Here is a 25,931-nt window from a genome sequence, read left to right on the forward strand (position 1 = left end):
ATTGAGCGGTTTTTCATACTATTTTTGTGAAGTGGTCAAGAGGTTGTGCTTCGATTGTGGTACTTTGCGAGTAAATTTAAGGTAATTAAATTTTGAGTGGGTTGTTATAGACAATGTACTTCCTGGTGGTTAGACGCGATGTTATCAATTCTTGATGGCGAGGGCTGCACCCTCGCCGTTGTTTAAACTACGGCTTGGGCGCAAAGCGCAAGATCAAACAGGCAATCACCGCCGAAACCAGCGAGCCGAGCAACGTGCCGATCTTCGCCTGATCAATCAGCGCCTGCTGCCCAGGAAACGCCAGCTCGCCAATGAACAGGCTCATGGTAAAGCCAATCCCGCAGAGCATCGCCACACCATAAACCTGCAGCCAGCTAGCCCCCTGAGGCTTGGACGCCAAGCCGGTCTTCACCGCCAGCAGCACCCCTGCGAACACGCCGAGCTGTTTGCCCAGCAGCAACCCCAAGGCCACGGCCAGCGGCAGCGGTGCCAGTGCATCACTCAGGTTCAGGTGGGTGAACGACACCCCGGCATTGGCAAAGCCGAACACCGGCACGATCAGAAACGCGACCCACGGCGCGATGCCATGCTCGAGGGTCAGCAGCGGGCTCTTGCTGTCGCCGGCGGTGTAGGGGATGAGCAAGGCACCGACAACGCCGGCAATGGTCGCGTGCACCCCTGAGAGCAGGGTGAAGTACCACAGCGCGGCAACCGCGATCAGGTAGGGCCACAAACTCACCACACGCAAGCGGTTCATGCCCAGCATCAACGCGACAATCCCTGCCGCCGCGCCGAGTGCGATCAGGTTGATCGATGAGGTGTAGAACAGGGCAATGATTGCCACCGCGCCCATGTCATCGATGATCGCCACCGAGACCAGCATCACCTTCAACGACAAGGGCGCGTGCTTGCCGAGCAGGGCCAGGGCGCCGACGGCAAACGCGATGTCGGTGGCGGCGGGGATCGCCCAGCCACCGGCCAGACCGGGCTCGACGCTGGAGACCTTGAGGTAGATCAGCGCCGGTACGGCCATGCCCATCAGCGCGGGCAGGGCAGGCAGGCGACGCTGCTCCCAGGTGGCCAGGCGGCCGTCGACCATTTCGCGCTTGATCTCCAGGCCGACCATGAGAAAGAAGATCGCCATCAGGCCGTCGTTAACCCAATGGTGCACGGTCATAGTGCCGAGCTTGTCGGTGAAGGTCGGGCCCACGGGCATGTGCAGCAGGTGCTGGTAGGCACTGGCCCAAGGGCTGTTGGCGATGACGATGGCCAGGGCGGCGGCGATCATCAGCAGCACGCCGCCGGCGGCCTCGCTGGCGAGCAGGCGCTGCAGCAGTGGACGCCGCTCGGCGCTGGGAAGGGAAACATTCATGAGAAGGTCCTCGTTCATGGATTCGCCCTTGACGCCGCAGGCGTGCACCAAATCACGGACACGGCAAGGCGCTGACCACGGTTGTACCGGGCCACTGCGGCGATTGGCGAGAAGAAGGGAAGCAGCGTACGAAGACCAGCTACGGATAGCCGGAACGAAAAACGCCATAGAAATAGGACAGCTGCGTGCAACATGGACGGACTCTCGGAAAACAAATGAATGTTCTCCGTATTCGGGATAGCTCCCGGGCGCACGCAGCACACGCCAGGCGCTGATTCTACCGACTATAGGTACTCATGTTCCAATTTAATGCATCGAAATGTTGCGAATTACTCAGACACCGGCCATCACGTCCATCTCTCATCACCCAGGAAAAAAAACCGAGCGTCGCAGGCGTATTTTTGCATTTTGCATATTAGGTTATTCCTAAAATCAATTTAATTAATCGTCAATAGCGCTATAGAGTCTGTTCACGACCGGCCGCATCGGCCCAGGAACATTCTCTAGGAGCACTCTGCACATGCGTTCGCGTTTCATGCTTTTTGCCGCAGCACTGCTTGCGGCGAGCCAGGTGCTCGCCGCCGACCGCCTGACCCTGCGCATCGGCGACCAGAAGGGCAATATGCGCGCCCAGCTCGAAGCGGCCGACGCCCTGCGCGACTTGCCTTATGACATCCACTGGGCAGAGTTCCCCGCTGCCGCGCCGTTGGCCGAGGCATTGAATGCCGGGGCTATCGATGCTGGCATCATTGGCGATGCGCCGTTGCTGTTCGTGCTGGCCTCCGGCGCCCCGGTCAAGGCAGTCGCCGTGGACAAATCCGACCCTTACGGCACGGCGTTACTGGTGCGGCCCGACGCGGCCTTCAAAAGCGCCGCTGATCTCAAGGGCAAGCGCATCGCCACGGGCCGTGGCTCGATCGGCCACCATCTCGCGCTGAAGGCGTTGGACCAGGTCGGCTTGAGCGAGAAGGACGTGGAGTTGCGCTTCCTCGGCCCGGTCGACGCCAAGATCGCTCTGGCCAACGGCTCGGTGGACGCCTGGTCGACCTGGGAACCCTACACCGCGCTGGCCGAACTGAGCGGGCAGGGCAGGGTGCTGGTCAATGGCCGTGGTTTGTCCAGCGGCAACAGCTTCCTCGCCGCCACTGAACAGGCCCTCAACGATCCGGCACGTAAGGCCGCGCTGGTGGATTACCTCAACCGCCTGGCGGCTGCGCAGGTTTGGGCCTATCAGCACCTGGACAGCTATTCCAGCACTCTGGCGAAAATCATCGGTTTCCCCCAAGAGGCCGCCCGCCTGCAGTTCGAGCGGCGCCAGTTGCGCTGGCAGGGGATTGATGCCAAGACCATCGCCGAGCAGCAGGAGACCGCCGATTTCTACCACGCCCACGGCTTGATGAACGAGCGCCTGGATGTCGCCCCCACCTTCGCCAAAGGTTTCGCCGTACCCAGCGCCGATGCCGTCGCTGCCCAACACTGATCAGGAGCCGTCCTCATGTTGCAGTTCAAACGCCTGCGCCACCTGGCCGTCGGCCTGTTGATTGGCGGCCTTGTGCCGGGCTTGGCCAGCGCCGAGCAGACCTTGCGCATCGGCTATCAGAAGTCCTCGACCCTGCTGACCTTGCTCAAGGCCCGTGGCACGCTCGAGCAACGCTTGCAGGCTGAAGGCATCAGGGTCAGTTGGCATGAATTTCCGAGCGGTTTACCGCTGCTCGAAGCCCTGAACCTGGGCAACGTCGACCTGTCGGCTGACGTTGCCGACACGGTACCGGTGTTCACCCAGGCCGCTGGCGCCCGACTGACCTACTTTGCCCGCGAGACACCGTCGCCGACCGCCCAGGCGATCCTGGTACCGGCCGATTCGCCGCTCAAGACCCTCGCCGACCTGAAGGGCAAGCGTGTCGCCGTGACCAAGGCCGCTGGCAGTCATTACTTGCTGATTCAGGCCCTGGCCAAGGCCGGCCTGAGTTTCAAGGACATCAGCCCTGCGTACCTGATTCCAGCTGATGGGCGCGCTGCCTTCGAAAACCGTAAGGTCGATGCCTGGGTCACCTGGGACCCCTACGTGGCCAGTGCTCAACGTCAGCAGAATGCGCGGATCCTGGCCGACGGCAGCGGCCTGGCCAGCTACCAGCGCTACTACCTGGCCGGCACGGACTACGCCAAGGCGCACCCCGAAGTGCTTCAGCAGGTCTATCTGGCGCTGCGTGAGATCGGCGAATGGACCAAGGCCAATCCTGCCGGCGCGGCACGTGTGCTCGGCCCGCTCTGGGGCAACCTCGACAGCGCGACGGTGCAGCAGGCGAATGCCCGCCGCAGTTACGACGTACAACCGGTGCGCCTGGATGACCTTGGCGAGCAGCAGCGCATCGCCGATGCCTTCTTGCGCGAGGGGCTGCTGCCCAAGCCAGTTGATGCGCGCGCGGTGACGTTGTACCAGCCGCAGGCGGCGCAGTGAGCTGAAGCCTATGAAGCTGGGGGCGCTGTACGCCCCTTTCGCGACACAAGGCCGCTCCCACAGGTGGGGTTGGTGCAGTGCGTTAGATGGCCGCAGGGTTGGACTGCAACTGCCAGCGGCTGCGCAGCGATTGCAAGGCATCATCAAGAATCGAGGCGCCACTCTCCTTGCGCGCCAGGCGTTCGTTGCGGAAGGTGTCGCTGAGCAGGTTGAGCAAGTCATGCGACTGGCTCGCCGAGCTAGGCTTGGTCACGTCTTCGGTCAGGTCTCCGTTGATATAGGTGCGTATCCGCTCGTTCTGATTGGCCTGTTGCGTGGCACTGGCGTGCACCAGGCTGTCATTCTCATAGGCCAGGCGGGTACTGCTGCTCGATTGGTCGTTGATCTGGTGGTAGCGGTAATTCTGGGACTCGCGATCATCCCCCAGCTGCAAGTTGACCATCGGGTTGAGGCCCTGGTGGTAAGCCGCTTTCAGGCCCGCCTGCTGGTCTTGCTGGATTGAACGGTTCGGGCCGCCGCCGTTCTTGATGGTGGTCGACTGCGAGGCCTGGTACTCGAAGCGGTTCGACTCATCCTGACGCATGGGATTGTCTCGCCGTTCGGTCTGGCTGACCGATGCGCTGAAGTCGGCCAGGCCGCTGAGCAGGGCGCGATCAGTGGCACTGAGCAGCGAAACGCGGTCGGTGACGGCGGTGTTGCGCTGATCGACGGCATTGAGCTGGGTGAAGGCGTCCTTGAACAGGCTCATCAGGTTTTCGTCGCCCTTACCGCGCTTTTGCGCCGCATCGAACTGGCTCAGGTAGCTGTCGACCGCCGCCTGACGCTGCGCGGTGCTGCCAAGCAGGGCGGTGCTTGGCGTGTCGAGGGTCATCTGGACGCGCCCAGCGGGGCCATCCAGCGACAGTTTGCGCGCAGTGTCGTCAAGGCTCAGCTCGAAGGTCTGCAGTTCGCCGCCGACATTCAGCTTGGCATTGAGCTGCAGCGAGCTGAACAGGCTCGAATCGAGCTTGACCAGGTTGCCCAGTTGCAGGCGCGGCGGTACCTGGGTAAGGCCATCGATGGCCGACTGGAAATCATCTGCCAGGGCGGCCAAACCTTCGAGTTCCTCGCTGGTCAGCTCGCCATTGGCCACCTCGGCGGTCACCGCCAGGCCCTTCTCGCTGCTCGCCAGCGACAGGCTGATGGTGGCGCCGGACACCGTGGTGAGGTTGAACGTGACGCCGTTGGCCGGGTGTTGGCGCAGGTTTGCCAACTGCAAGGCCAGCGCGGCGGGGTCGGCTTGATCGGTGCCCGACAAGCTCATCACCGATTGCGAGATCGATTGCCCGCCGTTGGCCGCCAACTGTTCGAGCAGCGCCGCGCCAAGCCCCTGGAAGCGCCCGGCGTTGGTGTTCGACTGGATACTGGTGAGCAAGCTGCTGCTGAGCTTGTCGCTGCTCTGCTGTTCCCAGGCATAACGGGTCTGCGCCCCGACCAGGGTGCCGTTGGCGGTATAGGTCTGGGTGGGCGTAGTCGTGACGGTCTGGCCCAGGCTGACCGAGGTGCTCGGCGAGCTTGGGGTGGTGACGGCTTGTTCGAGCGCCTTCACTGGAGTTGATACCACAGGGGTATACACCGGCGTCAGGCGTTGGACAGCTGTGATCGCGTTCATTGTCGGCTTCCGTGCAGATCCTGGACTGTAGCCCTTGATATCGGCAGGCCATTAGCAAACCTGAGCGGTAATTCAGGGTAGGTACTGCAGGGGAGTTGTGACGGCATGTAGCGGCGCCACCGGCGCGTTGCCTGCACTGAACGGTGTGTATGGAGAGGGGAGGAGCGGGGAGACGTCAACCATGGAGCCGCAGGGCGGCCCCATGGCAACGCTTGGATCAGCGGCGACGGAACAGCGGCAGCGGTTCGTCAGCGGCGGCCTGGTAGGTCACCGAGAAGTCCTTGAGGCCTTCCAGCGCTTCCTGCGGGTCTTTGTCGGCGCGGATGGCAAAGGCGTCGAATCCACAGCGGGCCAGATAGAACAGCTGGTCGCGAAGGATGTCGCCAATGGCGCGCAACTCACCCTTGAACTGGTAGCGGTCACGCAGCAGGCGCGCATTGGAGTAGTTGCGCCCGTCGGTGAAGGCCGGGAAGTTCAGGGCGATGACCTGGAAGTGCTCGACGTCATCACCGATTTCCTCGGCTTCTTCGTCGCTGTCCAGCCACACACCCAGGCCGCCATCGCGGGCCTTGAGGGCGTGGGCGTGTTCGCGCCAGAGGTGCAGCGGCACGATGTAGTCGTCGCAGTTGCTCAGCTCGTCAAGGGTGACTTCCTTGGGCAGCAGGTGCCAGGTTTCGTCGACAAGCTGGTTGTTCTTAATGATTCGCTGCATAGACGCGCTCCTTGAAGGGGTCGATGCCGATACGCTGGTAGGTGTCGATGAAGCGCTCTTCCTCGGTGCGTTTTTCAACGTAGACGTTGATCAGCTTCTCGATCACATCGGCCATTTGCTCGTAGGCGAACGAAGGGCCGAGGATCTTGCCCAGGCTGGCGTCGCGCGCGGCATTGCCACCCAGCGAGACCTGATAGAACTCCTCGCCCTTCTTGTCGACGCCAAGAATGCCGATGTGGCCGACGTGGTGGTGACCACAGGCGTTCATGCAACCGGAGATGTTCAGGTCGAGCTCGCCGATGTCGAACAGGTAGTCCAGGTCGTCGAAACGGCGCTGGATGGATTCGGCGATCGGGATCGACTTGGCGTTGGCCAGCGAGCAGTAGTCGCCACCCGGGCAGCAGATGATATCGGTCAGCAGGCCGATGTTCGGCGTGGCAAAGCCCTGCTCGCGCAGTTCCTGCCAGAGCGTGTGCAGCTGACGCTGCTCGACATCGGCGAGGATGATGTTCTGCTCGTGCGAGGTGCGCAGGAAGCCGAAGCTGTAGCGGTCGGCGAGTTCGGCGACGGCGTCGAGCTGCTTGTCGGTGAGGTCACCAGGAGCAACGCCGGTGGGCTTCAGCGACAGGGTCACGGCCACGTAGCCAGGGCGCTTGTGTTCGCGGGTGTTGCGCGAGCGCCAGCGGGCGAAGCCAGGGAACTCCTGGTCCAGCTCGGCGTAGTCGACGTTGTCCAGGGCCAGGTAGGCCGGGTCAACGAAGTGACGCGAGACGCGCTCGATTTCCGCTTCGGTCAGGGTGGTGTTGCCGCCACGCAGGTGAGCCATCTCGGCCTCGACCTTTTCGGCGAACACTTCTGGGGTCAGAGCCTTGACCAGGATCTTGATCCGCGCCTTGTACTTGTTGTCACGGCGACCGTAACGGTTGTACACGCGCAGGATGGCATCGAGGTAGCTGATCAGGTCCTGCCATGGCAGGAACTCGTTGATGAACGAGCCGACCACCGGGGTACGCCCCAGACCGCCACCGACCAGCACCCGGAAGCCCAGTTCGCCCGCTTCGTTGTGCACCGGCTCCAGGCCGATATCGTGCACTTCGATGGCGGCGCGGTCTTGCTTGGAGCCGTTGATGGCGATCTTGAACTTGCGCGGCAGGTAGGCGAATTCCGGGTGGAAGGTGGTCCACTGGCGGACAATCTCGCACCACGGGCGCGGGTCGATCAGTTCATCGGCAGCGACGCCGGCGAACTGGTCGGTGGTGGTGTTGCGCAGGCAGTTACCGCTGGTCTGGATCGCGTGCATCTGCACGGTGGCCAGCTCGGCGAGAATCTCCGGGATGTCTTCCAGTGCCGGCCAGTTGTACTGGACGTTCTGGCGGGTGCTGATGTGCGCGTAACCCTTGTCGTAGTCGCGGGCGATCTTCGCCAGCAGGCGGACCTGAGTCGAGTTCAGCTGGCCGTAAGGCACGGCGACGCGCAGCATCGGTGCGAAACGTTGGATGTAAAGGCCGTTCTGCAGGCGCAGAGGGCGGAATTCTTCTTCGCTCAGCTCACCGGCCAGGTAGCGGCGGGTCTGATCACGGAACTGCTTGACGCGGTCCTCGATGATCCGCTGATCGTACTCGTCGTATACGTACATAAAAGTCCTGTCTCAGGCTGCATGCAGCTAATCGCGCGCACGGCCGCGCACTCCCTTTCGGAGCCGAGGAACGATATCAGGTTGTGTTTATGCGCTAAAGTGATGTTTTTGCATATGAAAAGAACTAAACGGACTAAGTGAGGCTGACTCGCATTTGTTCGCCTGTCAAAGCGCCTGGCGACGTGGCCTATACCGTTTGGTGTCACTCGTCGAAGCCTGAAAGACCCTTCTTGAAGGGAGGGCATTACTGAACTTAACTGCTGGTGGTGAAGTGCATTCCCATAATCACTACAAGAGGCAATGCAATGGGTAATTCCACCAAGCTCCGCAAGCCTGATAGCAGTGTCGACGCCTGGGCGATTCTGTGTCTGATCGTGCTCGTCGTGGTAACCGCCGTGTACTGGGTCAGCCATCAGTAGCGTATTAAAAAATTCAGACCGTGAAGCACACCTGAGCCGCCCGTGGAAGTAGGACTTCCACGGGCGGATTGCGTTTCAGTGGGCGGTGAGGTGCAGCGCCAGTTGCACCAGGCCGATCAGCACCAGGATGAACACCAGGGTGAACAACACGCCCAGTGCGATGAAGTGGCTGGCTTTACCATGGTTGAAGTCGCGCGCGCGGTTCTTGCCGCTCTGCACGCCCAGGGCGGCGGCGAGGATGCTCTGCAGCATCTGCCAGAAAGTAGGGGGTTTGCCTTGGCTGGGGTCGTCCATGAGCGGCTCCTGAATGGTTCAGAGAGAGTCAGGGACAGTGTAGCCAGTGCCGGCCTCTTCGCGGGACAAGCCCGCTCCTACAGGGGGCGCGTACCCTGTAGGAGCGGGCTTGCCCCGCGAAGAGGCCGCTACTGTCAGCTCACATCAGTTGTCGTAACCCAGGTTCGGCGCCAGCCAGCGCTCGGTCACGCTCAGGTCCTGGCCTTTACGCGCGCTGTAGCGCTCGACCTGGTCCTTGTCGACCTTGCCTACGGCAAAGTACTGCGCCTGTGGATGGGCAAAGTACCAACCGCTGACCGCCGCCGCCGGGAACATGGCGAAATGTTCGGTGAGGAACACCCCGCTCGGGCCAGTCTCGCCAATCGCAGTGCCATCGAGCAGGCGGAACAGCGTCTCCTTCTCGGTGTGGTCCGGGCAGGCCGGGTAGCCCGGAGCGGGACGGATACCGCTGTACTGCTCCTTGATCAGCGCATCGTTGCTCAACTGCTCGTCGCTGGCATAGCCCCAGTGCCCTTTGCGCACCTGTTCATGCAGCCACTCGGCACAGGCCTCGGCCAGGCGGTCGGCAAGGGCTTTGACCATGATCGAACTGTAGTCGTCGCCCTTGTCCTGATAGGCCTTGGCCACTTCCTCGGCACCGATCCCGGCGGTGGTGATAAAACCACCCACGTAATCGGTAACGCCGCTGTCCTTGGGCGCGACAAAGTCGGCCAGCGACAGGTTCGGCTTGCCATCGGGCTTGATCGTCTGCTGACGCAGGTGATGCAAGGTGGCCAGCGCCTGGCCGTCGTCGCCATAGACTTCGATGTCGTCATCGTCGACCTGGTTGGCCGGCCAGAAACCGAACACGGCGCGGGCGCTGATCAGCTTCTCGGCGATCAGTTTCTCAAGCATTTCGCGAGCGTCCTGGTACAGCGCCGTGGCGGCCTCGCCGACCACTTCGTCGGTGAGGATGCGCGGGAACTTGCCCGCGAGGTCCCAGGAGATGAAGAACGGCGTCCAGTCGATGTACTCGGCCAGGACCCGCAGGTCGATGTCGTTCAGCACCTTGACGCCGGTGAAGGAGGGCACTGCCGGGGTATAGCCAGCCCAGTCGTACTGCGGTTTGGCTGCGATGGACTTGGCATAGCTCAGGCGCTCGGTGCGCGCACTGCGGTTGGCGGTGCGTTCGCGCACATCGATGTATTCCAGGCGGGTCTTCTCGACAAAGCCGGGCTTGAGTTCCTTGGACAGCAACTGCGTGGCCACGCCCACTGCACGCGAGGCGTCGGTGACGTATATCACGGCATCGTTGGAATACTTGGGCTCGATCTTGACCGCCGTGTGCGCCTTGGAAGTGGTGGCGCCGCCGATCATCAGCGGCAGGTGGAAGTCTTGGCGCTGCATTTCGCGGGCAACATGAACCATCTCGTCCAGCGACGGGGTAATCAGGCCGGACAAACCGATGATGTCGCACTTCTGCTCACGGGCGGTCTGCAGGATCTTCTCGGCCGGCACCATCACGCCCATGTCGACGATGTCGTAGCCGTTACAGCCAAGCACCACGCCAACGATGTTCTTGCCAATGTCGTGCACGTCGCCCTTGACCGTGGCCATGAGGATCTTGCCCTTGGCTTCCGGCTTGTCGCCTTTTTCGGCTTCGATGAACGGGATCAGGTGAGCCACCGCCTGCTTCATCACCCGCGCCGATTTGACCACCTGCGGCAGGAACATCTTGCCGGCGCCGAACAGGTCGCCGACCACGTTCATGCCGCTCATCAGCGGCCCTTCGATGACTTCGATCGGGCGCGCGGCTTGCTGGCGGCACTCTTCGGTGTCTTCGACGATAAAGGCGGTGATGCCTTTGACCAGCGCGTGCTCGAGGCGCTTGCCGACCGGCAGCGAACGCCACTCTTCGTTTTCCACTTCCTTGGTCGCGCCGCCGCCCTTGTAGTCATCGGCGATGGCTAGCAGGGCATCGGTGCCTTCCGGGGTGCGGTTGAGCACCACGTCTTCGACCCGCTCGCGCAGCGCCGGCGGGATCTCGTCGTAGATCTCCAACTGGCCGGCGTTGACGATACCCATGGTCAGGCCATTCTGGATCGCATGGAAGAGGAACACCGAGTGGATCGCTTCGCGCACCGGGTTGTTGCCGCGGAACGAGAACGACACGTTGGACACACCGCCCGACGTCAGTGCGTGCGGCAGGTGATCACGGATATAGGCGCAGGCTTCGATGAAGTCCACGGCATAGTTGTTGTGTTCTTCGATACCGGTGGCAACGGCGAAGATGTTCGGGTCGAAGATGATGTCTTCGGCCGGGAAGCCGACTTCATTGACCAGGATGTCGTAGCTGCGCTTGCAGATCTCGCGCTTGCGTGCGGCGGTGTCGGCCTGGCCGACTTCGTCGAAGGCCATCACCACTACCGCAGCGCCGTAGCGCTTGCACAGGCGGGCGTGATGCTTGAAGGCTTCAACGCCTTCCTTCATCGAGATCGAGTTGACGATGCCTTTGCCCTGGATGCACTTGAGGCCGGCCTCGATCACTTCCCACTTGGAGGAGTCGATCATGATCGGCACGCGGGAAATATCCGGCTCACCGGCGATCAGGTTGAGGAAACGGACCATGGCCGCCTGGGAATCGAGCATCCCTTCGTCCATGTTGATGTCGATCACCTGGGCGCCGGCCTCGACCTGCTGCAGGGCAACTTCCAGCGCTTCGGTGTAGTTCTCTTCGCGAATCAGTCGGGCGAACTTGGCCGAGCCGGTGATGTTGGTCCGCTCGCCGACGTTGACGAACAGCGACTGGCGATCGATGGTGAACGGTTCCAGGCCCGACAGGCGGCAGGCCTTGGCAATCTCGGGGATTTCCCGCGGTTTGTACTTGGCCACCGCTTCGGCAATCGCCTGGATGTGCCCGGGCGTGGTGCCGCAGCAGCCGCCAATGATGTTGAGGAAGCCGCTGGCGGCAAACTCTTCGACCACTTCGGCCATTTCCGCCGGGGTTTCATCGTACTCGCCGAAAGCGTTCGGCAGGCCGGCGTTGGGGTGCGCCGAGACGTGGGTGTCGGCTTTGGTCGACAGCTCTTCCAGGTACGGCCGCAGGTCCTTGGCGCCGAGCGCGCAGTTGAGGCCGACGGAGATCGGCTTGGCATGGCGCACCGAGTTCCAGAAGGCTTCGGTGGTCTGCCCGGACAAGGTCCGCCCGGAGGCGTCGGTGATGGTGCCGGAAATCATGATCGGCAATTCGACGCCGTCGTCTTCGAACACTTGCTGCACGGCAAAGATTGCCGCCTTGGCGTTCAAGGTGTCGAAGATGGTCTCGATCAGGATCAGGTCGGCGCCACCGGCGATCAGCCCGCGGGTCGACTCGATGTAGTTTTCCACCAGCTCATCGAAGGTGACGTTGCGGTAGCCCGGGTCGTTGACGTCGGGCGAGATCGAACAGGTGCGGCTGGTCGGGCCGAGCACGCCGGCGACGAAGCGCGGCTTGTCCGGGGTTTCCAGGGTCTTGGCATCGGCCACCCGGCGGGCGACCCGCGCACCCTCAAGGTTCATCTCGTAGGCCAGCGACTCCATGCCGTAGTCGGCCTGGGAAATCTGCGTGGCGTTGAAGGTGTTGGTCTCGAGGATATCGGCCCCGGCATCAAGGTAGGCCTTCTCGATAGCGGCGATGATATCTGGCTGGGTCAGCAGCAACAGGTCATTGTTGCCCTTGATGTCGCTTGGCCAATCAGCAAAGCGCGTGCCACGATAGTCGTGTTCCTCGAGACGGTAGCTTTGGATCATAGTGCCCATGCCACCGTCGAGGATCAGTATGCGCTCCTTGAGTGCTTGCTGGAGTGCTTGGAGACGAGCGCTACGGTCGGACATAGGACTACCTGGTCGGGCGAATAACAGAAGGTGCGGAATGATAGCAAAGCTGCGCGGATTTTAGGCATGCGCGGCTTTTGCATGAATTTCCTTCATGTTCACGCACCCCGCGACCCGGTAGGCAACCGTGATGGCAACACTACAAATCAGGACACTCTGCACATGCTGCATCGCTGTTTACTTGCCGTAGCCGGCGCTTTGGCCCTGAGCCTCAGTGGCCTGGCGCTGGGGCAAGCCCCGCAATCGAGCCCGGCCATCTCCTACACTCGGGACATCCAGCCGATCTTCACCGATAAATGTGTGGCCTGCCACGCGTGCAATGACGCTGCCTGCCAGCTCAACCTGGGCAGCGCCGAGGGTGCCGAGCGTGGCGCTTCAAAGGTGCCGGTGTATCAGGGCGATCGCGGCAAGGCGGTGCCTACCACGCGCCTGTTCTACGACGCTCACAGCGAACAGGCCTGGCGCAAGCAAGGCTTCTATTCGGTGCTCGATGGCCAAGGCAGCCAGGCAGCGTTGATGGCGCGCATGCTTGAGCTCGGCCACAAGACCCCGCTCACGCCCAACGCCAAGCTGCCGGACGAGATCGTGCTGGGCCTCAACCGCAACAACATGTGCCCCTTGCCGCATGAGTTCGACGCCTATGCCGGCGCCCACCCCAAGGAGGGCATGCCGCTGGCCGTCACCGGTCTGACCGATCAGGAATACCAGACCCTGCAGCGTTGGCTGGCAGCGGGGGCGCCGGTCGAGTACCAGCCCATCCAGCCAACGGCGGTCGAAGCGAAACAGATAGCCGACTGGGAGGCGCTGCTCAATCGCCCTGGTTCAACGGAAGCGCTGGTCGGCCGTTGGCTTTACGAGCATCTGTTCCTCGCACACGTTCATTTCGTCGGCGGCGAGCAGGGGCACTTCTTCCAGTGGGTGCGCTCGCGCACACCGAGTGGCCAGCCAGTCGACCTGATCGCCACCCGCCGGCCCAACGATCCACCGGGCACCGATTTCTATTACCGACTGATGCCGGTGCAGGGGGTGATCGTCCACAAGACCCACATCACCTACCCGATGGGCCCGCAGAAGCTCAAGCGGGTCAAGCAGCTGTTCTACAGTGGCGACTGGCATGCCACGTCGCTGCCTGGTTATGGCCCGCGGCACCGGGCCAACCCGTTCGAGACCTTCGAGGCGATTCCGGCGGTGGCCCGCTACCAGTTCATGCTGGATAACGCCGAATACTTCGTGCGCACCTTCATCCGTGGCCCGGTGTGCCGCGGGCAGATCGCCACCGATGTGATTCGCGACAACTTCTGGGCACTGTTCCAGGAGCCGGCCCACGACCTGTACATCACCGACGCCCAGTACCGGGGAGAGGCCACGCCGTTGCTGGCCATGCCCGGCCAGATCGACGACGTTGGCAGCGTCCTGAGCCTGTGGCACAACTACCGCGACAAGCGTAACGCGTACGAGAAACTGCGTCGCGATGCCTACGCTGAGGCGCCGGCACCGAGCTGGTCGAGCCTGTGGGCGGGTAATGACAACGCCTTGCTGAGCGTCTTCCGCCACTTCGACAGTGCTGCCGTGAACAAGGGGCTGATTGGCGACGTACCGCTGACTACCTGGCTTTTCGACTACCCGTTGCTGGAGCGCACGTACTATCAATTGGCGGTCAACTTCGACGTGTTCGGCAACGTTTCGCACCAGTTGCAGACGCGGCTGTACTTCGACTTGATCCGCAATGGCGCTGAAGTCAACTTCCTCCGGCTGATGCCCGCCGATCAGCGCGGCGCGATCCTCAGCGACTGGTACCAGGACAGCGGCAAAGTGAAGATGTGGCTTGATTACGAGGACATCGACACCAGCACTCCGAGCGGGCTCAAGCTCGATGAGCGCGACCCCAAGCGCGACTTCGGCCTGAAGTTGTTGCAGCGCAGTGCCAGCCTTAACGCCGCGCCCGACCCGATCAACCGCTGCAACGGTGCCTATTGTTCGCGACCGCAGATGAGCGCGGAGTTTCGCGATGTCGAGCAGAGCCTCAGCCGGCTGGTGTCACGACCAGCGGCGGGGCTGAGGGTGATCAACCAGCTGCCCGAGGCGAGCATGCTGCGCATCGAAGGGCAGGGCGGCCAGCGTCAGGTCTACAGCCTGCTGCGCAACCGCGCCCACAGCAACGTGGCGTTCCTCACCGGTGAGGCGTATCGCTACCAGCCGGGTCTGGACACCCTGACCCTGTATCCGGGGGTGCTGAGCAGTTATCCGAACTTCATCTTCAACATTCCGGCGAGCGATGTGCCGGAATGGGTCGAGGATATGGAGGCGGCGCGGGATGACCCGGCCAAGTTCGAACGTATCGTCATGCGCTGGGGTGTACGGCGCAGCCATCCTGAGTTCTGGCGCTACTTCCATGACCTCAGCACCTTCATCGAGGAAACCGATCCGTATGAGGCGGGCGTGCTCGACATGAACCGCTACGAGAATCTCTGAGATGACCGCCGGGAAGATCGGCTGATCTTTCCCGGCATCCTGCGGTCCCACGTGTAAGCGGTTCGGGTGGACCTGTTGGCCTCGCGAATGAGTGCGAAGCACTCGGCCATTCCCCCGGGCCTGAATGCATCAGGACTAGCAGGGCATTACATGCTGTATTCGCTTCAGGCACTTCGGGCGCTGGCCGCCTGGGTGGTGGTTTGCCACCACTTCATGCAGATCTTCTTCGACTTCCACGCGACCGGCCCTGTCGGCCAATTGTTGACCGAGCGCGGCGCCGTTGGTGTGGACATCTTCTTTGTCATCAGCGGGCTGGTCATCTACCTGTCGACCCGCGACAAGGACATCGTCCCCAGCCAGTTCCTGCTCAACCGTGCGCTGCGCATCATCCCCGCCTACTGGTTCTACAGCGTGCTCATGGCGCTACTGCTGTTGACCGCCAGCCGCTGGATGCCGCACCAGGTATTCGACTGGCAGCACCTGCTGCTGTCGTTGCTGTTCATTCCGGCGGAAAACCCTGGCGGCTATGGCCTGTACCCGACACTTAATGTCGGCTGGACGCTGAACTTCGAGATGTTCTTCTATCTGTTGTTCGGCCTGGCGTTCCTGGTCCGTCAGCGCCATCACTTGTTGCTTGTGACTGCGGCACTGCTGCTGGTCAGCGAAGTGCTGGGCCGTTTGGGCGTGGTCAGTCGTTTCTACAACAACGACATCATCTATGAGTTCCTGCTTGGGGTAGGCCTGGGAGTACTCTACCGGCGCGGCCTGGTACGTGAAGGCTTGTGGCTGCCACTGGGGTTGCTGGGGCTGGCAGGTTTTGCCCTGTATCACCTGGATGCCTCCCTGCGGCTGCTGCATTGGGGCCTGCCCAGCGCTTTGGTGGTCCTGGCGTTCATTTCGCTGGAGCCGTATTTCCGTGGCAACCAGTTGCTCAAGGCGCTCGGCGACTGCTCTTATTCGGTGTATCTGATCCACGTGCTGGTACTGTATGCCGGCTGGTTCGTCAGCCAGCGCTTCGAGCTTGACCCGTACCTGGTGTTTGCCTTCTGCGTGCCGTCCATTGGACTAATGTCGTGGGTCAGCTACCAGTGGCTGGAACGCGGCCTCTACCAGCGGATGAAAGCCTGGTTCGCCGCACGTTCGCAGCAGGATCCTGCGTTGGCGCTTTCCCGAGTCAATTGCTAGGACTTTGTTCAACGCCTGGCTTGGCGTACACTTGCCAGCAAGTCTGTGAGGAACTTCCATGAGCGCTATAACCATTACCGACGCCGCCCATGATTACCTGGCCGATCTGCTCTCCAAGCAGAACACCCCGGGTATCGGCATCCGTGTCTTCATCACCCAGCCAGGCACCCAGTACGCAGAGACGTGCATTGCCTATTGCAAGCCAGGTGAAGAAAAGCCCGAGGACACCGCCCTCGGTCTCAAGAGCTTTACCGCCTACATCGACGCGGTCAGCGAGCCGTTCCTGGACGACGCGCTGGTCGACTACGCGACCGATCGCATGGGTGGCCAGCTGACCATCAAGGCACCGAACGCCAAGGTGCCGATGGTCAATGAAGACAGCCCGGTCAACGAGCGCATCAACTACTACCTGCAAACCGAGATCAACCCGGGGCTGGCCAGCCACGGCGGCGCGGTGAGCCTGGTCGACGTGGTTGACGACGGCATTGCCGTGCTGCAGTTCGGTGGTGGTTGCCAAGGCTGTGGCCAGGCCGACGTCACCCTCAAGGATGGTATCGAGCGGACCTTGCTCGAGCGTATTCCTGAGCTCAAGGGTGTGCGTGACGTGACCGACCATACCCAGAAAGAGAACGCCTACTACTGATAGTGGGTGGAAGTCTGCACTGGCCTCTTCGCGGGGCAAGCCCGCTCCTACAGGTTATGCGGCGCACCACAAATCCTGTAGGAGCGGGCTTGCCCCGCGAAGAGGCCGGCACAGGCCACAAAAATGCTTCCGCCTAGCAACAATCTGTTACCGATTCAAGCCCCGCGACAACAGGTCGCAGCCCCGGAATCAAAGGCCTGCAGCCCCGTCAGCCCTTTCGTTGGGTAGAACACCGTCAGGTGTCATGCCAGAATGCCCCGGATTTTTTGACCGGCCCTGCCCAGGGGCTGGCACCTTCCCTGTAAAGGATGGTTCCATGAATGATCTGTTGACCCGGCGCTCGGTTGTCGCCGGGATGGGCGTACTCGGTCTTGGCTTGTTGGCAGGTTGCAATCCGGCCCGTGGGCTCGATTTCAAGTACGGCAAGAACATGAGCAATGAGATCCTCGGGCGCAAGTTCAGCCTCAAGGACCCGCAAGGTAACGTGCGCACCCTGTCGAGCTTCTACGGCAGCATGCCGATGATTTTCTTCGGCTTTACCCAGTGCCCGGCCGTCTGCCCGACTGCCCTCGCGCGTGCGGCGCAAATCCGCAAGCTGCTGAGGGGCCGTGACCGCGACCTGTTCCAGGTGGTGTTCATCACCCTGGACCCGGAGCGCGACACGCCCGAGGTGCTCGATGCCTACGTCAAGGCCTTTGACCCGACGTTCACCGCGCTGACCGGCACTCCCGAGGAAATCGCCGCGGTGGCCAAGGAGTTCAAGGTGTTCTACGAGAAGGTTCCTGCCGGAGATACCTACACTATCTCTCATTCGTCCACCAGCTATGTCTACGACACTCGTGGCACCCTGCGTCTGAGCCTGGGGCACTCCTTGAATGCCAAGGAATGCCAAGAGGACCTGCTCACCCTGATGGAGATCTGCTAATGGCAATTTTGCTGCAACCGATCAAGCGCGGCCTGGCCGCCCTGGCCCTGTTGGGCATGGCGCTGCCGGCCCTGGCCGAAACCACCGTGAGTGACGCCTGGGTGCGCGCCACTGTGCCGCACCAGCAGTCTACCGGTGCCTTCATGGTGCTGACGGCGACCACGGACAGCAAGCTGGTGGGCGTTGCTTCGCCGGTGGCCAAGACCGTACAGGTGCATGAAATGACCATGAACGGCGACGTCATGGGCATGCGTGAAGTAAAGGCGGTCGAGTTGCCGGCGGGCAAGGCGGTAAGCCTGGACCCGAACGGCTTCCATGTGATGCTGATGGGCCTGCATGAACAAGTGAAAGAGGGCGCCACGGTGCCCCTGACCCTGAGCATCGAAGATGCCAAGGGTGGCAAGCAGACGCTTGAAGTGCAGGCACCGGTGCGCGCGCTGACTGCCGAGGCTGGCGCAGGTCACGATCACGCGCACAAGCACTGATCGCAACAGCTGCTCAACCTGAACTGGGCCGCGCCAGCAAGGACCGCACAGTCCTACGCCGGCGCGGCCTTGTGCTGTGTGTAGCCTTGGATTCAGCCGCGAAAGCGTGGCAACGGCCGATCGATGCTCAGTGAGGTCAAGGTCTTGCGCACCTGGGCTTCTTCGGCCTCGATGGCCTTGAGGCTGTCGCGGATCTTGCCGGCCGCGGGCACGTCGCCCTGCCGGTCGATCCATTCGGCTATTTCCTTGCACGCAGTGGTCAAGCGGGTTTGGCGCTGGTTCATCAGCGTCAGAAGGGTGTTGAGCTCTTTTGCGGACATGGCGGGATCCTCCGTTCAACCCTGTCAGTGTAGCAGCGGTTGGCGCACCTGCCGCTTGGGCTAGAGGTTCAGGCAGGCGCTGCGGTAGGCCCCTGGCGTCACGCCGTAGGCCTGCTTGAATTGTCGGTTCAGGTGGCTCTGGTCGGCAAAGCCCAAGGCGAATGCCACGTCGGCGGCAGCCATGTTTTTTTTCAATAATTCCCGCGCGCGCGTCAGGCGCCGCTGCTTGAGCCAGGCATGCGGGGGCAGGCCGGTGGCTTGGCGGAACACCCGGGCAAAATGGAACGGCGAGAGATTTACCGCCGCTGCCAGGGCCTCCAGCGAAGGTGGGTCGGCCAGTTGGCTTTCCAGCAGGTCGCGAGCGCGGGCGACTGCCACTGGCTCAGCCCCGGCCGGGCGAGCCTCGGCGCAATGGCCATGGCGCTGTACCAGTGCCAGCACGGCATGGCGCCAGGCTGTCTGTTGCTCGAGTGCACTGGCACCGGATTCGGAGCCTTGGTGCAGCTGGCTGAATGCACGTGCCAGGCTCGGGTCGTGAATCACGCTCTGTTGAAACTGCGGCATGCCATGGCGGCCCAGCTCGAGCTCCTCGAGCACACCGGTGACCCGCGCATGCTCGGGATAAAAGCCTCGGTAGCGCCAACCCGCTTCATGCGCGGTAGCGCCGGTGTGCAGCTCGTCAGGGTTGATCAGGACCATGCTGCCGACCGGCGCCAGGTGTTCGCTGCCGCGATGCCAGAAACGCTGGGCGCCGGACTCGATCACGGTAAACACGTAACCCTCATGCACATGCGGGGCGAAGCGCTGCTGCACGTAGCGTGCATGTAGCATCTCGACGTCGCCAAGGGCCGGCGCCTGCCAGAGGTGGGTTTGTTCACGCAGGGGCGTGCTCATGCGAGCCAGCTGCGCAAAATGAAGAAGATCAGCATGCTCACCAGCATGCTCAGCAACACGCTGCGGGTCAACAGCACCAGGGCGATGGCCACCAGCGAACCGAGCAGGTAAGGGTTGCCCAGGCTCAGGTCGAGTTGATGCCCCGGCAGGAAGATGATCGGCCCGCAGATCGCGGTGAGCATTCCAGGTACCGCAAAGCCAAGGAACTGCCGCGCATTCGAACTCAGGCGCAGGGGTAGCCGCGGTTCAAGAAACGCATAGCGGTTGAGAAACACAACCAGCCCCATGCCGATGATCAATAGCCAGGTCATGCGCGCGCCCCCGAGAGTTTCTGGCAGACAAAACCGGCGGCCATGCCCAGCAGGCCCGCAGCAACCAGCGCCGTCTCCCAGTGCCAGTAGCTGAACAGCACCGAGCAGCACAACGAGACCACTACGCAGACCACGGTCGGCAGATTGCGCACCACGGGCGCGATCAAGGCGACGAAGGTGGCGACGATGGAGAAGTCCAGGCCCAGTTGGTCAAGGTGGGGAATATTCTGGCCAAGCACGATGCCTGCGAGGGTGAACAGGTTCCAGGCAACATAGAAAGTCAGGCCTACGCCCAGAGCGTACCAGCGGTTGAATTGTTGCTGGTCGTAGTGGCTGGTCAGGGCGAAAAACTCGTCGGTAAGCAGAAACCCCAGACCCAGACGCCAGCGCAGCGGCTGGCCAGACAAGACGGGACGCATCGATAACCCATAGAGCAGATGCTGCGAGGTCAGCAGCAGGGTGGTCAGGAGGATCGAGAACAGGTTGGCACCACCCTTGAGCATGCCGATCGCCACCAGCTGCGCGGCGCCAGCAAAGACAATGGCTGACAGGCCCTGGCCTTCCCAAGGGCTGAGGTTGGCTTCGATCGCCATGGAACCGGCCAACAGGCCCCAAGGGGCGACGGCCAGGGATAAGGGCAGGATGGCGAGGGCGCCGTGGAGAAAGGCGCTACGCGCGAAGGGCTGGCTGCTGGGCATGGGCTGGCTGCAAGGGTCGACAGGGCAGAGCAGCATGGCAGAGGCGTGCGCGGGTGGCTTGAACGATCTTGCTGGTTTGCTGCCAGGGCTGGCTTCTTCGCGGGGCAAGCCTGCTACAGGTCTGAGGCGCCCCCACATCCTGTAGGAGCGGGCTTGCCCCGCGAAGAGGCCAGCACAGCCAACCACTACTTAGCGATGGCTGGTCAACCGCTGTTGCGCTGCCGCGCAGCCATTGATCTCCACCGCTTTCTGCAGTAACACCTGGCGGTGCTGCGGGTCGAGATCACCCAGCAGGCGATACACCTCTGCCTGATAATCACGCTGGCGCCCCCATTGCATCTCCAGCCCCTGCGGCTGGCTGCGATTACACGCCAGGCGCACAGCTGGCTGCGGGTAATAGGCCGCATACAGCGTGGCCATGCCAGGGATCGCTTCCATGTCATCGCGATACGCCGGGCTGGCGTTATACGTGGGACACCAGGTGGAGATCGCCGGCGCAGGCGGCGCAAAGCCTTGTTTGAGGCTGGCTTCGAGCAACGGACAGGCCGCATCTGGAATCTGCGCCGCCGGCAAGAACGTCATGTAGTACAGGGCGAGCCGGTATTGCGCCACCGGGTGACCGAGGGCAACCGACTTTTTCAGCAGGGCGACCGCCGTGGGCAGGGTGTGCGCCATGGCCTTGCCTTGACGGCTGAGTTCAGGATCACTGTCGACCACCGCGCGCAGCGGGCTCGCGCTGTCGTCGGGGCCGTCGGCCTGCTCGAGCAACGGTAAAGCCTGGCGGTAGAGCAGGTCGGCATGCGGATCGATCTGGATCTCCAAGGCTTGCGCGCTCAGCGGTGCGAGCGCCAGGAGCAAGGGCGACAAGAATACTGCGCGGCTCACGGCTGAGCCTTGCAGGCGGCCAGTTGCGGCCAAATGGCTTCGATGTTCATTGCGGGTGCGCATGTGCCTCGGGCAAATCTGAGCGACGACGCCCTATTCTAGCCACCCGCGGGCATATGCCGAAAGACCATTACGTGTTTATCAGACGAGCTTGATCGGCGTCACCTTGCGCTGAGTGTATTTCTCCTGGGCCAGGCCGAGCTTGGCGGTGATCACCTTGGCCAAGGCATTGTTACCCAAGTCATTGAAATGCAAGCGATCAACGAACAATGATTCGCCAAATACCGGTGAGCTGCTGAGCATGCTGTTCATGTCATAGCAGGCTACAGTTTCGGCTTCGTTCTTGATTCGCCGAAAGAAGGCCATGTGCTGCTGGCTGTCGAATACATCCGCCAGCAGTCGGTCGAAGTTCGCCGGCTGGGCCTCCAGGTTGGCCAGCATGGCCTGTTCGTTCCTGGGCAAGCTGTCCCGACACCAAGGAAGCAGCGGCTGCAGGATGAAGGTGAGGGTGGCGTGAGTATCAGCCAGCAACCGCTCCCATTGGCGCAAGCTGCGGCCAATGCTGTCAGCGGCGCGCAGCAAGCGTTTGTCGGGGGCCTGCAGTACCCAGTCGGGCGCCTGGTTGACGACGCGGGGCCTCAAAGCGTGGCCGATGCGTTGCCAGAGGGACTCGCGGCGCGACTGCTCGGCGGGCTGCGCAGCTTCGTTGAAGCTGTTCAGGTAAGCCTGATAGGCCGCGCCCTCGTGCTGTTCATGACCCGCTGCGAGGATATCGGCCAGGGCCTCCTGGGCCAGGGTATTCAGCCCACTGAGCACCACAACGTGGCCGATCCGGCCCAAGCGGTGCTGGTGGGTGAGAAACAGCAACAGCTCCTGGGTGGCATTCAGGCCGCACCCGGCCAGATTCAACCAAACCTCGCCGGTAAGCATCGCCAGGTGCGAGGCAACGGTGTGCTCGTCGCTGCTGGCGCCGATACCCAGTGCGGTCGAACCTCCCACCAGCAGGTTTACCCGCGGCACGCTGCCGCGCTCGGCCGGCGAATAACGCTTGCCGGCGCAGTGGCTGTAGCGCAAACCCAGCGCGTCAGTATTGATGGTGCCCGAGCGGTAGCCGCGTTCGTGCATGTACAGGGTGTGCGGCACACGCCGGCTGCCCAATTGCAGGAAGCGCTGGTAGTCCTCCTGCAAGGGACGCTGTTTGCCCTGGCCGTCCGTAGCGCTGTCGATCGGTTTCATGGGCGTTCCTTGATGACGAACGGGGTGCGGGTCGCGCGAGTCAGGCGGTCAGTTCCTTGAGGTTGTAGAGCAGGCCGACGGCTGCAATCAGCAGCAGGGCGACACCCGACGCCAGGCTGATCAGGCGGCTGCTGCGCTGCGAGGCAATCCTGCCGATGGCGAAGATGTACAGGCTGAGCACGGCAAAATCGATCGCGATCCACAGCAGCGACAGCACCACCATGCTTTTTTCGAACGACTCGGTGATCTGGATGAACTGGGGGAAGAACGAGATAAAGAAGATGATGTCCTTGGGATTGGAAATCCCCACCATGAAGCCCTGCAGCAAGCCGCCACGGCCTGGCTTTGCCGGCTCGGCCGGCGCCTCGCTGGCCACTGCGGCCGATGGCGTCTGCAGCGCTTCGCGCAGTGTCGCCACGGCGATGTAGCCAATGAACAGGCAGCCGAGCAGGCTCATGCCATTGAGCCAGATCTTGTCGATGGCTGCGCTGGTCATGATGATCCACGCTGCGGCACCGATCAGCACCAGCGAGGCCCAATTGGTGCCAATCGCGGTGAACAGGGCCTTGCGTGAGCCGGAGGCGGCGGCAGTATTGACGATCAGCGCCACTACCGGCCCCGGGGTGGCGATCAGCAGCAGGACGGTCAGGGCGTAAGTGGCGGTCAGGGCGGTATTCACATTCAGTTCTCGATCAGGGTGTCAGGTGCCGCGTGGGCATGAAAAGGGCAGCGCGCCGGGTTCAGCGACCCTTGCTCTTGCAACTGGTACTGCTTCCATTCGTAGTTGTCGTCCTGGCCGAAGTAGCCCAGGGACTCGGGCATGACCCCGTCGTTGTAGTGGCGTACCCGTTCGCGGATTCGCGTGCGAATACGCTGGCCGCTTTCCGTGGCGGCGCTGGCCACTTCGTCGAAACTTTCACGGGGGTTGATCACGAAAACGATGCTGTCGCCCAGGTTGCGGCTCTTCATGACTTTGTGTGCAGGGAAGTTCATGTTGATGAACAACGGCATGCCGGCAAAGCAGAACGACCACTGACTGTCATGGGGGTCACCCGGAACGTCCTGGGGCCAAGGTTGCGGGTCGCGCGCATGCACACCCTGCAACACCTTCCAGGCCAGCGCCTGCTGCTGTTCGAGGGTGCCTTGCGGCGCGGTTTCGAGAAACACCAGCAGCGGCGTGCCGATGCGCTGCTTGAGCGGGATCGGTTCGATGCTGCGGACATAATCGGCCAGGCCCCGGGCCATGTCGTCGGCCATGAACTCGGCACGGGCGAAGACGATGTGGCAGGTTTTCGCGGCCACCGCCTTGCGTCCGAACAAGCAAGGGAATTCGGGATTGGCGAGGATCCCGCGAAAGTGTTGAATAGTTTTGTACGTCCAGTGATTAGTATTCTGGATATGTTCATTGGCCAGCTCTAGCGCATCCAGGCGATAGCAATTTCCATAACCCGTAAACATGGTTTCCCCAGGAGATCTAATAATCATTACCACCCAGACAAGGCGGGTTCGCTCTATGTATTTATTGTTTTCAAGCATTTTCTGAGAACGACTCCCAGTTGTAAAACGCCTGGAACTATGAGCTACTATTAGTCTCACTCATGCTCGGGAAGGCCAGAAAATGTCGGAACGGATCCAGGCGTTGCATGCGCTGCGCGCCTTCGAAGTGGCCTCGCGCTATGGCTCGTTTACCCGAGCTGCGGAGGAGTTGGCCTTGACTCAGGGGGCGGTCAGCCATCACATCAAGACACTCGAATCACTGTTCGGCTGTGACCTGTTCGAGCGGCGCGGGCCCAAGTTGCGCCTGACCGAGCATGGCCGCCTGCTGTCGCAGGAGCTCAAGGTCGGATTCAAGATCATCGAGAACGCCTGTGCGCTGCTGCGCCAGGACCGTTACGGGCTACGCCTGAAAGCGCCGTCGACCCTGACCGTGCGCTGGCTGCTGCGGGCGCTCGATGCTTTCAAGAAGGACGAGCACAGCTGCAGCGTGCAGTTGTCCAGTGTGTGGATGGACATCGACAGCGTCGATTTCTATTCCGAGCCCTACGATTGCGCGATTCTTCTCGCTAATGGCCGTTTCCCGGCCGATGTGGAGAGTTTCAGGCTCTTCGATGAGTGGTTGATCCCGGTGTGTCATCCCGACTACATGGCCGATGAGGCGCCCGACTTGTCGGCGCTTGCCCAGTGTGAATTCCTCCACCCCTCGACCGACCGGCGTGACTGGCGCCGCTGGCTGGCGCGGATGGATGCGCTGGACATCAGTATCGATCAGGGCCAGGTGTTCGACACCCTCGATCAAGGCATCTCGGCCGCCCAGCAGGGCCTGGGTATTTCGGTGGTCGATCTGGTGCTGGCCAGCGCCGATGTCGCTGCCGGGCGCCTGGTCATGCCGTTCAAGCATGCCGTGGCCACCGGCGACGGCTATTACATGACCTGGCTCAAGGCCAGCCCCAAGGCGCGGCAGATGCACAGGCTGCGTGATTTTCTGGTTTCCCAGGTTCCCCCGTTGGCCACCAAGGAAATCAACTACCTGTACGGTTGAGCGGCACGTGGGCAAATACCCGCTCCAGCATGAAGTCGATGAACACGCGCAGCTTGGGCGGCATCTGGCGCCCTGAGGGCCATAGCAGGTAGAAGCTGCCGCGCCGCTCCATGAAGTCGTCGAGCACGCTCACCAGGCTGCCGTTGGCCAGTTCCTTGCGCACGCTGAAATCTGGCAGGCAGGTGATGCCGCGGTGGTTGATGGCAAAGCAGATACGCGTTTCGACGTGGTTGCAGACCATCGAAATGGGAATGTCATAGGCCTGATCGGGGTGTTCCCGGCGCAGTGGCCAGGTTTCCAGCTTGCCGTTGCTGGGGAATCGGTAGTGCAGGCAGGTATGGGTGGCCAGGTCACGTGGATGGGCAGGGCTGCCGCGTTCACGCAGGTACTCGGGGGACACCACCAGACGATGTTCGAAATGGCCGAGAAACTTGGCATTGAGTCGTGAGTCTTGCGGCTGGCCGCCGCGCATCACCACATCGAAACCTTCACCGACGATGTCCACCATGCGGTCGCTGAAATCCAGGTCAAGCTCGACCTGCGGATAGCGCGCCATGAATTCCGCTAGCGCTGGCATCACCAGCCCCGTGACTTGCGGCAGGCTGACCCGCAGGCGGCCGCGCGGGGTTTCGCTGGCCTGCGATAGCGCCTGCTCGGTGGCCTCGATCTCGGCCAGAATGCGCCGACTGCGCTCGAGAAACAGCATGCCTTCGGCCGTTAGGGTAATGCTGCGGGTGCTGCGATGAAACAGGCGCACACCGAGCCGCGCCTCCAGGCGCGCGACGCGCTTGCCCACCGCTGAGGCGCTGATCCCCAACGATTGGCCGGCGGCGACGAAACTGCGCTGTTCGGCGACCCGGTTGAACACCAGAAATCCACTAAGGCTGTCCATGCTGGGCTCCCCATTGCGGACATCAACGTCCGGACTGAGCGGAATTCTACCC

23 protein-coding genes are annotated in these 25,931 nt (G+C 62.2%); 8 read left to right on the forward strand and 15 right to left on the reverse strand.

Annotated features, from left to right (window positions below; translation table 11 throughout):
* Positions 1 to 187: 187 nt before the first annotated feature.
* Positions 188 to 1,372, reverse strand: a complete 1,185-nt coding sequence (nhaA, locus tag J3B00_RS12250) for a Na+/H+ antiporter NhaA (RefSeq protein WP_209867754.1) — start codon at positions 1,370 to 1,372, stop codon at positions 188 to 190.
* A gap of 520 nt (positions 1,373 to 1,892) precedes the next feature.
* Between nhaA and J3B00_RS12255 the strand changes: the two genes are divergently transcribed.
* Positions 1,893 to 2,852, forward strand: a complete 960-nt coding sequence (locus J3B00_RS12255; RefSeq protein ID WP_209867755.1) for an ABC transporter substrate-binding protein — start codon at positions 1,893 to 1,895, stop codon at positions 2,850 to 2,852.
* Positions 2,853 to 2,867: 15 nt separating this feature from the next.
* Positions 2,868 to 3,830: an aliphatic sulfonate ABC transporter substrate-binding protein gene (locus J3B00_RS12260; RefSeq protein WP_209867756.1), complete on the forward strand. Its 963-nt coding sequence runs from the start codon at positions 2,868 to 2,870 to the stop codon at positions 3,828 to 3,830.
* Positions 3,831 to 3,912: 82 nt separating this feature from the next.
* Here the strand turns inward: J3B00_RS12260 and J3B00_RS12265 are convergent, their stop codons facing one another.
* From J3B00_RS12265 to metH, 5 genes are all read right to left on the reverse strand, one after another.
* The gene (locus J3B00_RS12265) at positions 3,913 to 5,481 is read right to left on the reverse strand and encodes a hypothetical protein (RefSeq protein WP_209867757.1); all 1,569 of its coding nucleotides are present in this window, start codon (positions 5,479 to 5,481) and stop codon (positions 3,913 to 3,915) included.
* Positions 5,482 to 5,698: 217 nt separating this feature from the next.
* On the reverse strand, positions 5,699 to 6,193 hold the full coding sequence (locus J3B00_RS12270; protein ID WP_209867758.1) for a DUF934 domain-containing protein: 495 nt from the start codon (positions 6,191 to 6,193) through the stop codon (positions 5,699 to 5,701).
* Positions 6,177 to 7,829 carry a nitrite/sulfite reductase gene (locus tag J3B00_RS12275; RefSeq protein ID WP_209867759.1) on the reverse strand — a complete coding sequence of 551 codons (1,653 nt, stop codon included), beginning with the start codon at positions 7,827 to 7,829 and terminating at the stop codon, positions 6,177 to 6,179. Before J3B00_RS12275 ends, J3B00_RS12270 begins: the two co-directional genes overlap by 17 nt.
* 494 nt (positions 7,830 to 8,323) lie before the next feature.
* Positions 8,324 to 8,542, reverse strand: coding sequence for a DUF2970 domain-containing protein (locus J3B00_RS12280; protein ID WP_209867760.1), 219 nt, complete (start codon positions 8,540 to 8,542; stop codon positions 8,324 to 8,326).
* A 144-nt stretch (positions 8,543 to 8,686) separates the two neighbouring features.
* On the reverse strand, positions 8,687 to 12,394 hold the full coding sequence (gene metH / locus J3B00_RS12285; RefSeq protein WP_209867761.1) for a methionine synthase: 3,708 nt from the start codon (positions 12,392 to 12,394) through the stop codon (positions 8,687 to 8,689).
* Positions 12,395 to 12,556: 162 nt separating this feature from the next.
* Here metH and J3B00_RS12290 point away from each other — a divergent pair, with 162 nt between their 5' ends.
* The 5 genes from J3B00_RS12290 (at position 12,557) to J3B00_RS12310 (ending at position 18,104) form a co-directional block, all read left to right on the forward strand.
* Positions 12,557 to 14,866, forward strand: coding sequence for a fatty acid cis/trans isomerase (locus J3B00_RS12290; RefSeq protein WP_209867762.1), 2,310 nt, complete (start codon positions 12,557 to 12,559; stop codon positions 14,864 to 14,866).
* Between the two features lie 150 nt (positions 14,867 to 15,016).
* The gene (locus J3B00_RS12295; protein WP_209867763.1) at positions 15,017 to 16,051 is read left to right on the forward strand and encodes an acyltransferase; all 1,035 of its coding nucleotides are present in this window, start codon (positions 15,017 to 15,019) and stop codon (positions 16,049 to 16,051) included.
* A 58-nt stretch (positions 16,052 to 16,109) separates the two neighbouring features.
* Positions 16,110 to 16,694, forward strand: coding sequence for a Fe-S biogenesis protein NfuA (gene nfuA, locus J3B00_RS12300; protein ID WP_209867764.1), 585 nt, complete (start codon positions 16,110 to 16,112; stop codon positions 16,692 to 16,694).
* Between the two features lie 316 nt (positions 16,695 to 17,010).
* Positions 17,011 to 17,619, forward strand: coding sequence for an SCO family protein (locus tag J3B00_RS12305; RefSeq protein WP_209867765.1), 609 nt, complete (start codon positions 17,011 to 17,013; stop codon positions 17,617 to 17,619).
* Positions 17,620 to 17,624: 5 nt separating this feature from the next.
* Positions 17,625 to 18,104 carry a copper chaperone PCu(A)C gene (locus J3B00_RS12310; protein ID WP_209874813.1) on the forward strand — a complete coding sequence of 160 codons (480 nt, stop codon included), beginning with the start codon at positions 17,625 to 17,627 and terminating at the stop codon, positions 18,102 to 18,104.
* Between the two features lie 92 nt (positions 18,105 to 18,196).
* Here J3B00_RS12310 and J3B00_RS12315 read toward each other — a convergent pair whose 3' ends face one another.
* From J3B00_RS12315 to J3B00_RS12350, 8 genes are all read right to left on the reverse strand, one after another.
* Positions 18,197 to 18,424, reverse strand: coding sequence for a hypothetical protein (locus J3B00_RS12315; protein ID WP_209867766.1), 228 nt, complete (start codon positions 18,422 to 18,424; stop codon positions 18,197 to 18,199).
* Positions 18,425 to 18,484: 60 nt separating this feature from the next.
* Positions 18,485 to 19,318, reverse strand: coding sequence for an AraC family transcriptional regulator (locus J3B00_RS12320; RefSeq protein ID WP_209867767.1), 834 nt, complete (start codon positions 19,316 to 19,318; stop codon positions 18,485 to 18,487).
* Positions 19,315 to 19,629 carry an AzlD domain-containing protein gene (locus J3B00_RS12325; RefSeq protein WP_209867768.1) on the reverse strand — a complete coding sequence of 105 codons (315 nt, stop codon included), beginning with the start codon at positions 19,627 to 19,629 and terminating at the stop codon, positions 19,315 to 19,317. The genes J3B00_RS12320 and J3B00_RS12325 overlap by 4 nt, the downstream gene beginning before the upstream one ends.
* Positions 19,626 to 20,327, reverse strand: coding sequence for an AzlC family ABC transporter permease (locus J3B00_RS12330; RefSeq protein WP_209867769.1), 702 nt, complete (start codon positions 20,325 to 20,327; stop codon positions 19,626 to 19,628). Before J3B00_RS12330 ends, J3B00_RS12325 begins: the two co-directional genes overlap by 4 nt.
* A gap of 189 nt (positions 20,328 to 20,516) precedes the next feature.
* The gene (locus tag J3B00_RS12335) at positions 20,517 to 21,212 is read right to left on the reverse strand and encodes a sel1 repeat family protein (RefSeq protein ID WP_209867770.1); all 696 of its coding nucleotides are present in this window, start codon (positions 21,210 to 21,212) and stop codon (positions 20,517 to 20,519) included.
* Between the two features lie 141 nt (positions 21,213 to 21,353).
* Entirely contained in the window at positions 21,354 to 22,448 is a 1,095-nt protein-coding gene (locus J3B00_RS12340; RefSeq protein WP_209867771.1) for a hypothetical protein, read from the reverse strand.
* A 40-nt stretch (positions 22,449 to 22,488) separates the two neighbouring features.
* Positions 22,489 to 23,127: a LysE family translocator gene (locus J3B00_RS12345; RefSeq protein ID WP_209867772.1), complete on the reverse strand. Its 639-nt coding sequence runs from the start codon at positions 23,125 to 23,127 to the stop codon at positions 22,489 to 22,491.
* Positions 23,128 to 23,129: 2 nt separating this feature from the next.
* A complete protein-coding gene (locus J3B00_RS12350; protein WP_209867773.1) occupies positions 23,130 to 23,906 on the reverse strand; it encodes a YqcI/YcgG family protein in 777 nt (258 codons plus the stop codon).
* 160 nt (positions 23,907 to 24,066) lie between these two features.
* Between J3B00_RS12350 and J3B00_RS12355 the strand changes: the two genes are divergently transcribed.
* On the forward strand, positions 24,067 to 24,987 hold the full coding sequence (locus J3B00_RS12355; RefSeq protein ID WP_209867774.1) for a LysR substrate-binding domain-containing protein: 921 nt from the start codon (positions 24,067 to 24,069) through the stop codon (positions 24,985 to 24,987).
* On the opposite strand, the gene J3B00_RS12360 is transcribed toward J3B00_RS12355, so the two are convergent.
* Positions 24,968 to 25,879 carry a LysR substrate-binding domain-containing protein gene (locus J3B00_RS12360; protein WP_209867775.1) on the reverse strand — a complete coding sequence of 304 codons (912 nt, stop codon included), beginning with the start codon at positions 25,877 to 25,879 and terminating at the stop codon, positions 24,968 to 24,970. The genes J3B00_RS12355 and J3B00_RS12360 overlap by 20 nt on opposite strands.
* Positions 25,880 to 25,931 lie beyond the last annotated feature (52 nt).

The organism is Pseudomonas sp. BP8 (assembly GCF_017875955.1).
Taxonomy (GTDB): Bacteria; Pseudomonadota; Gammaproteobacteria; order Pseudomonadales; family Pseudomonadaceae; genus Aquipseudomonas.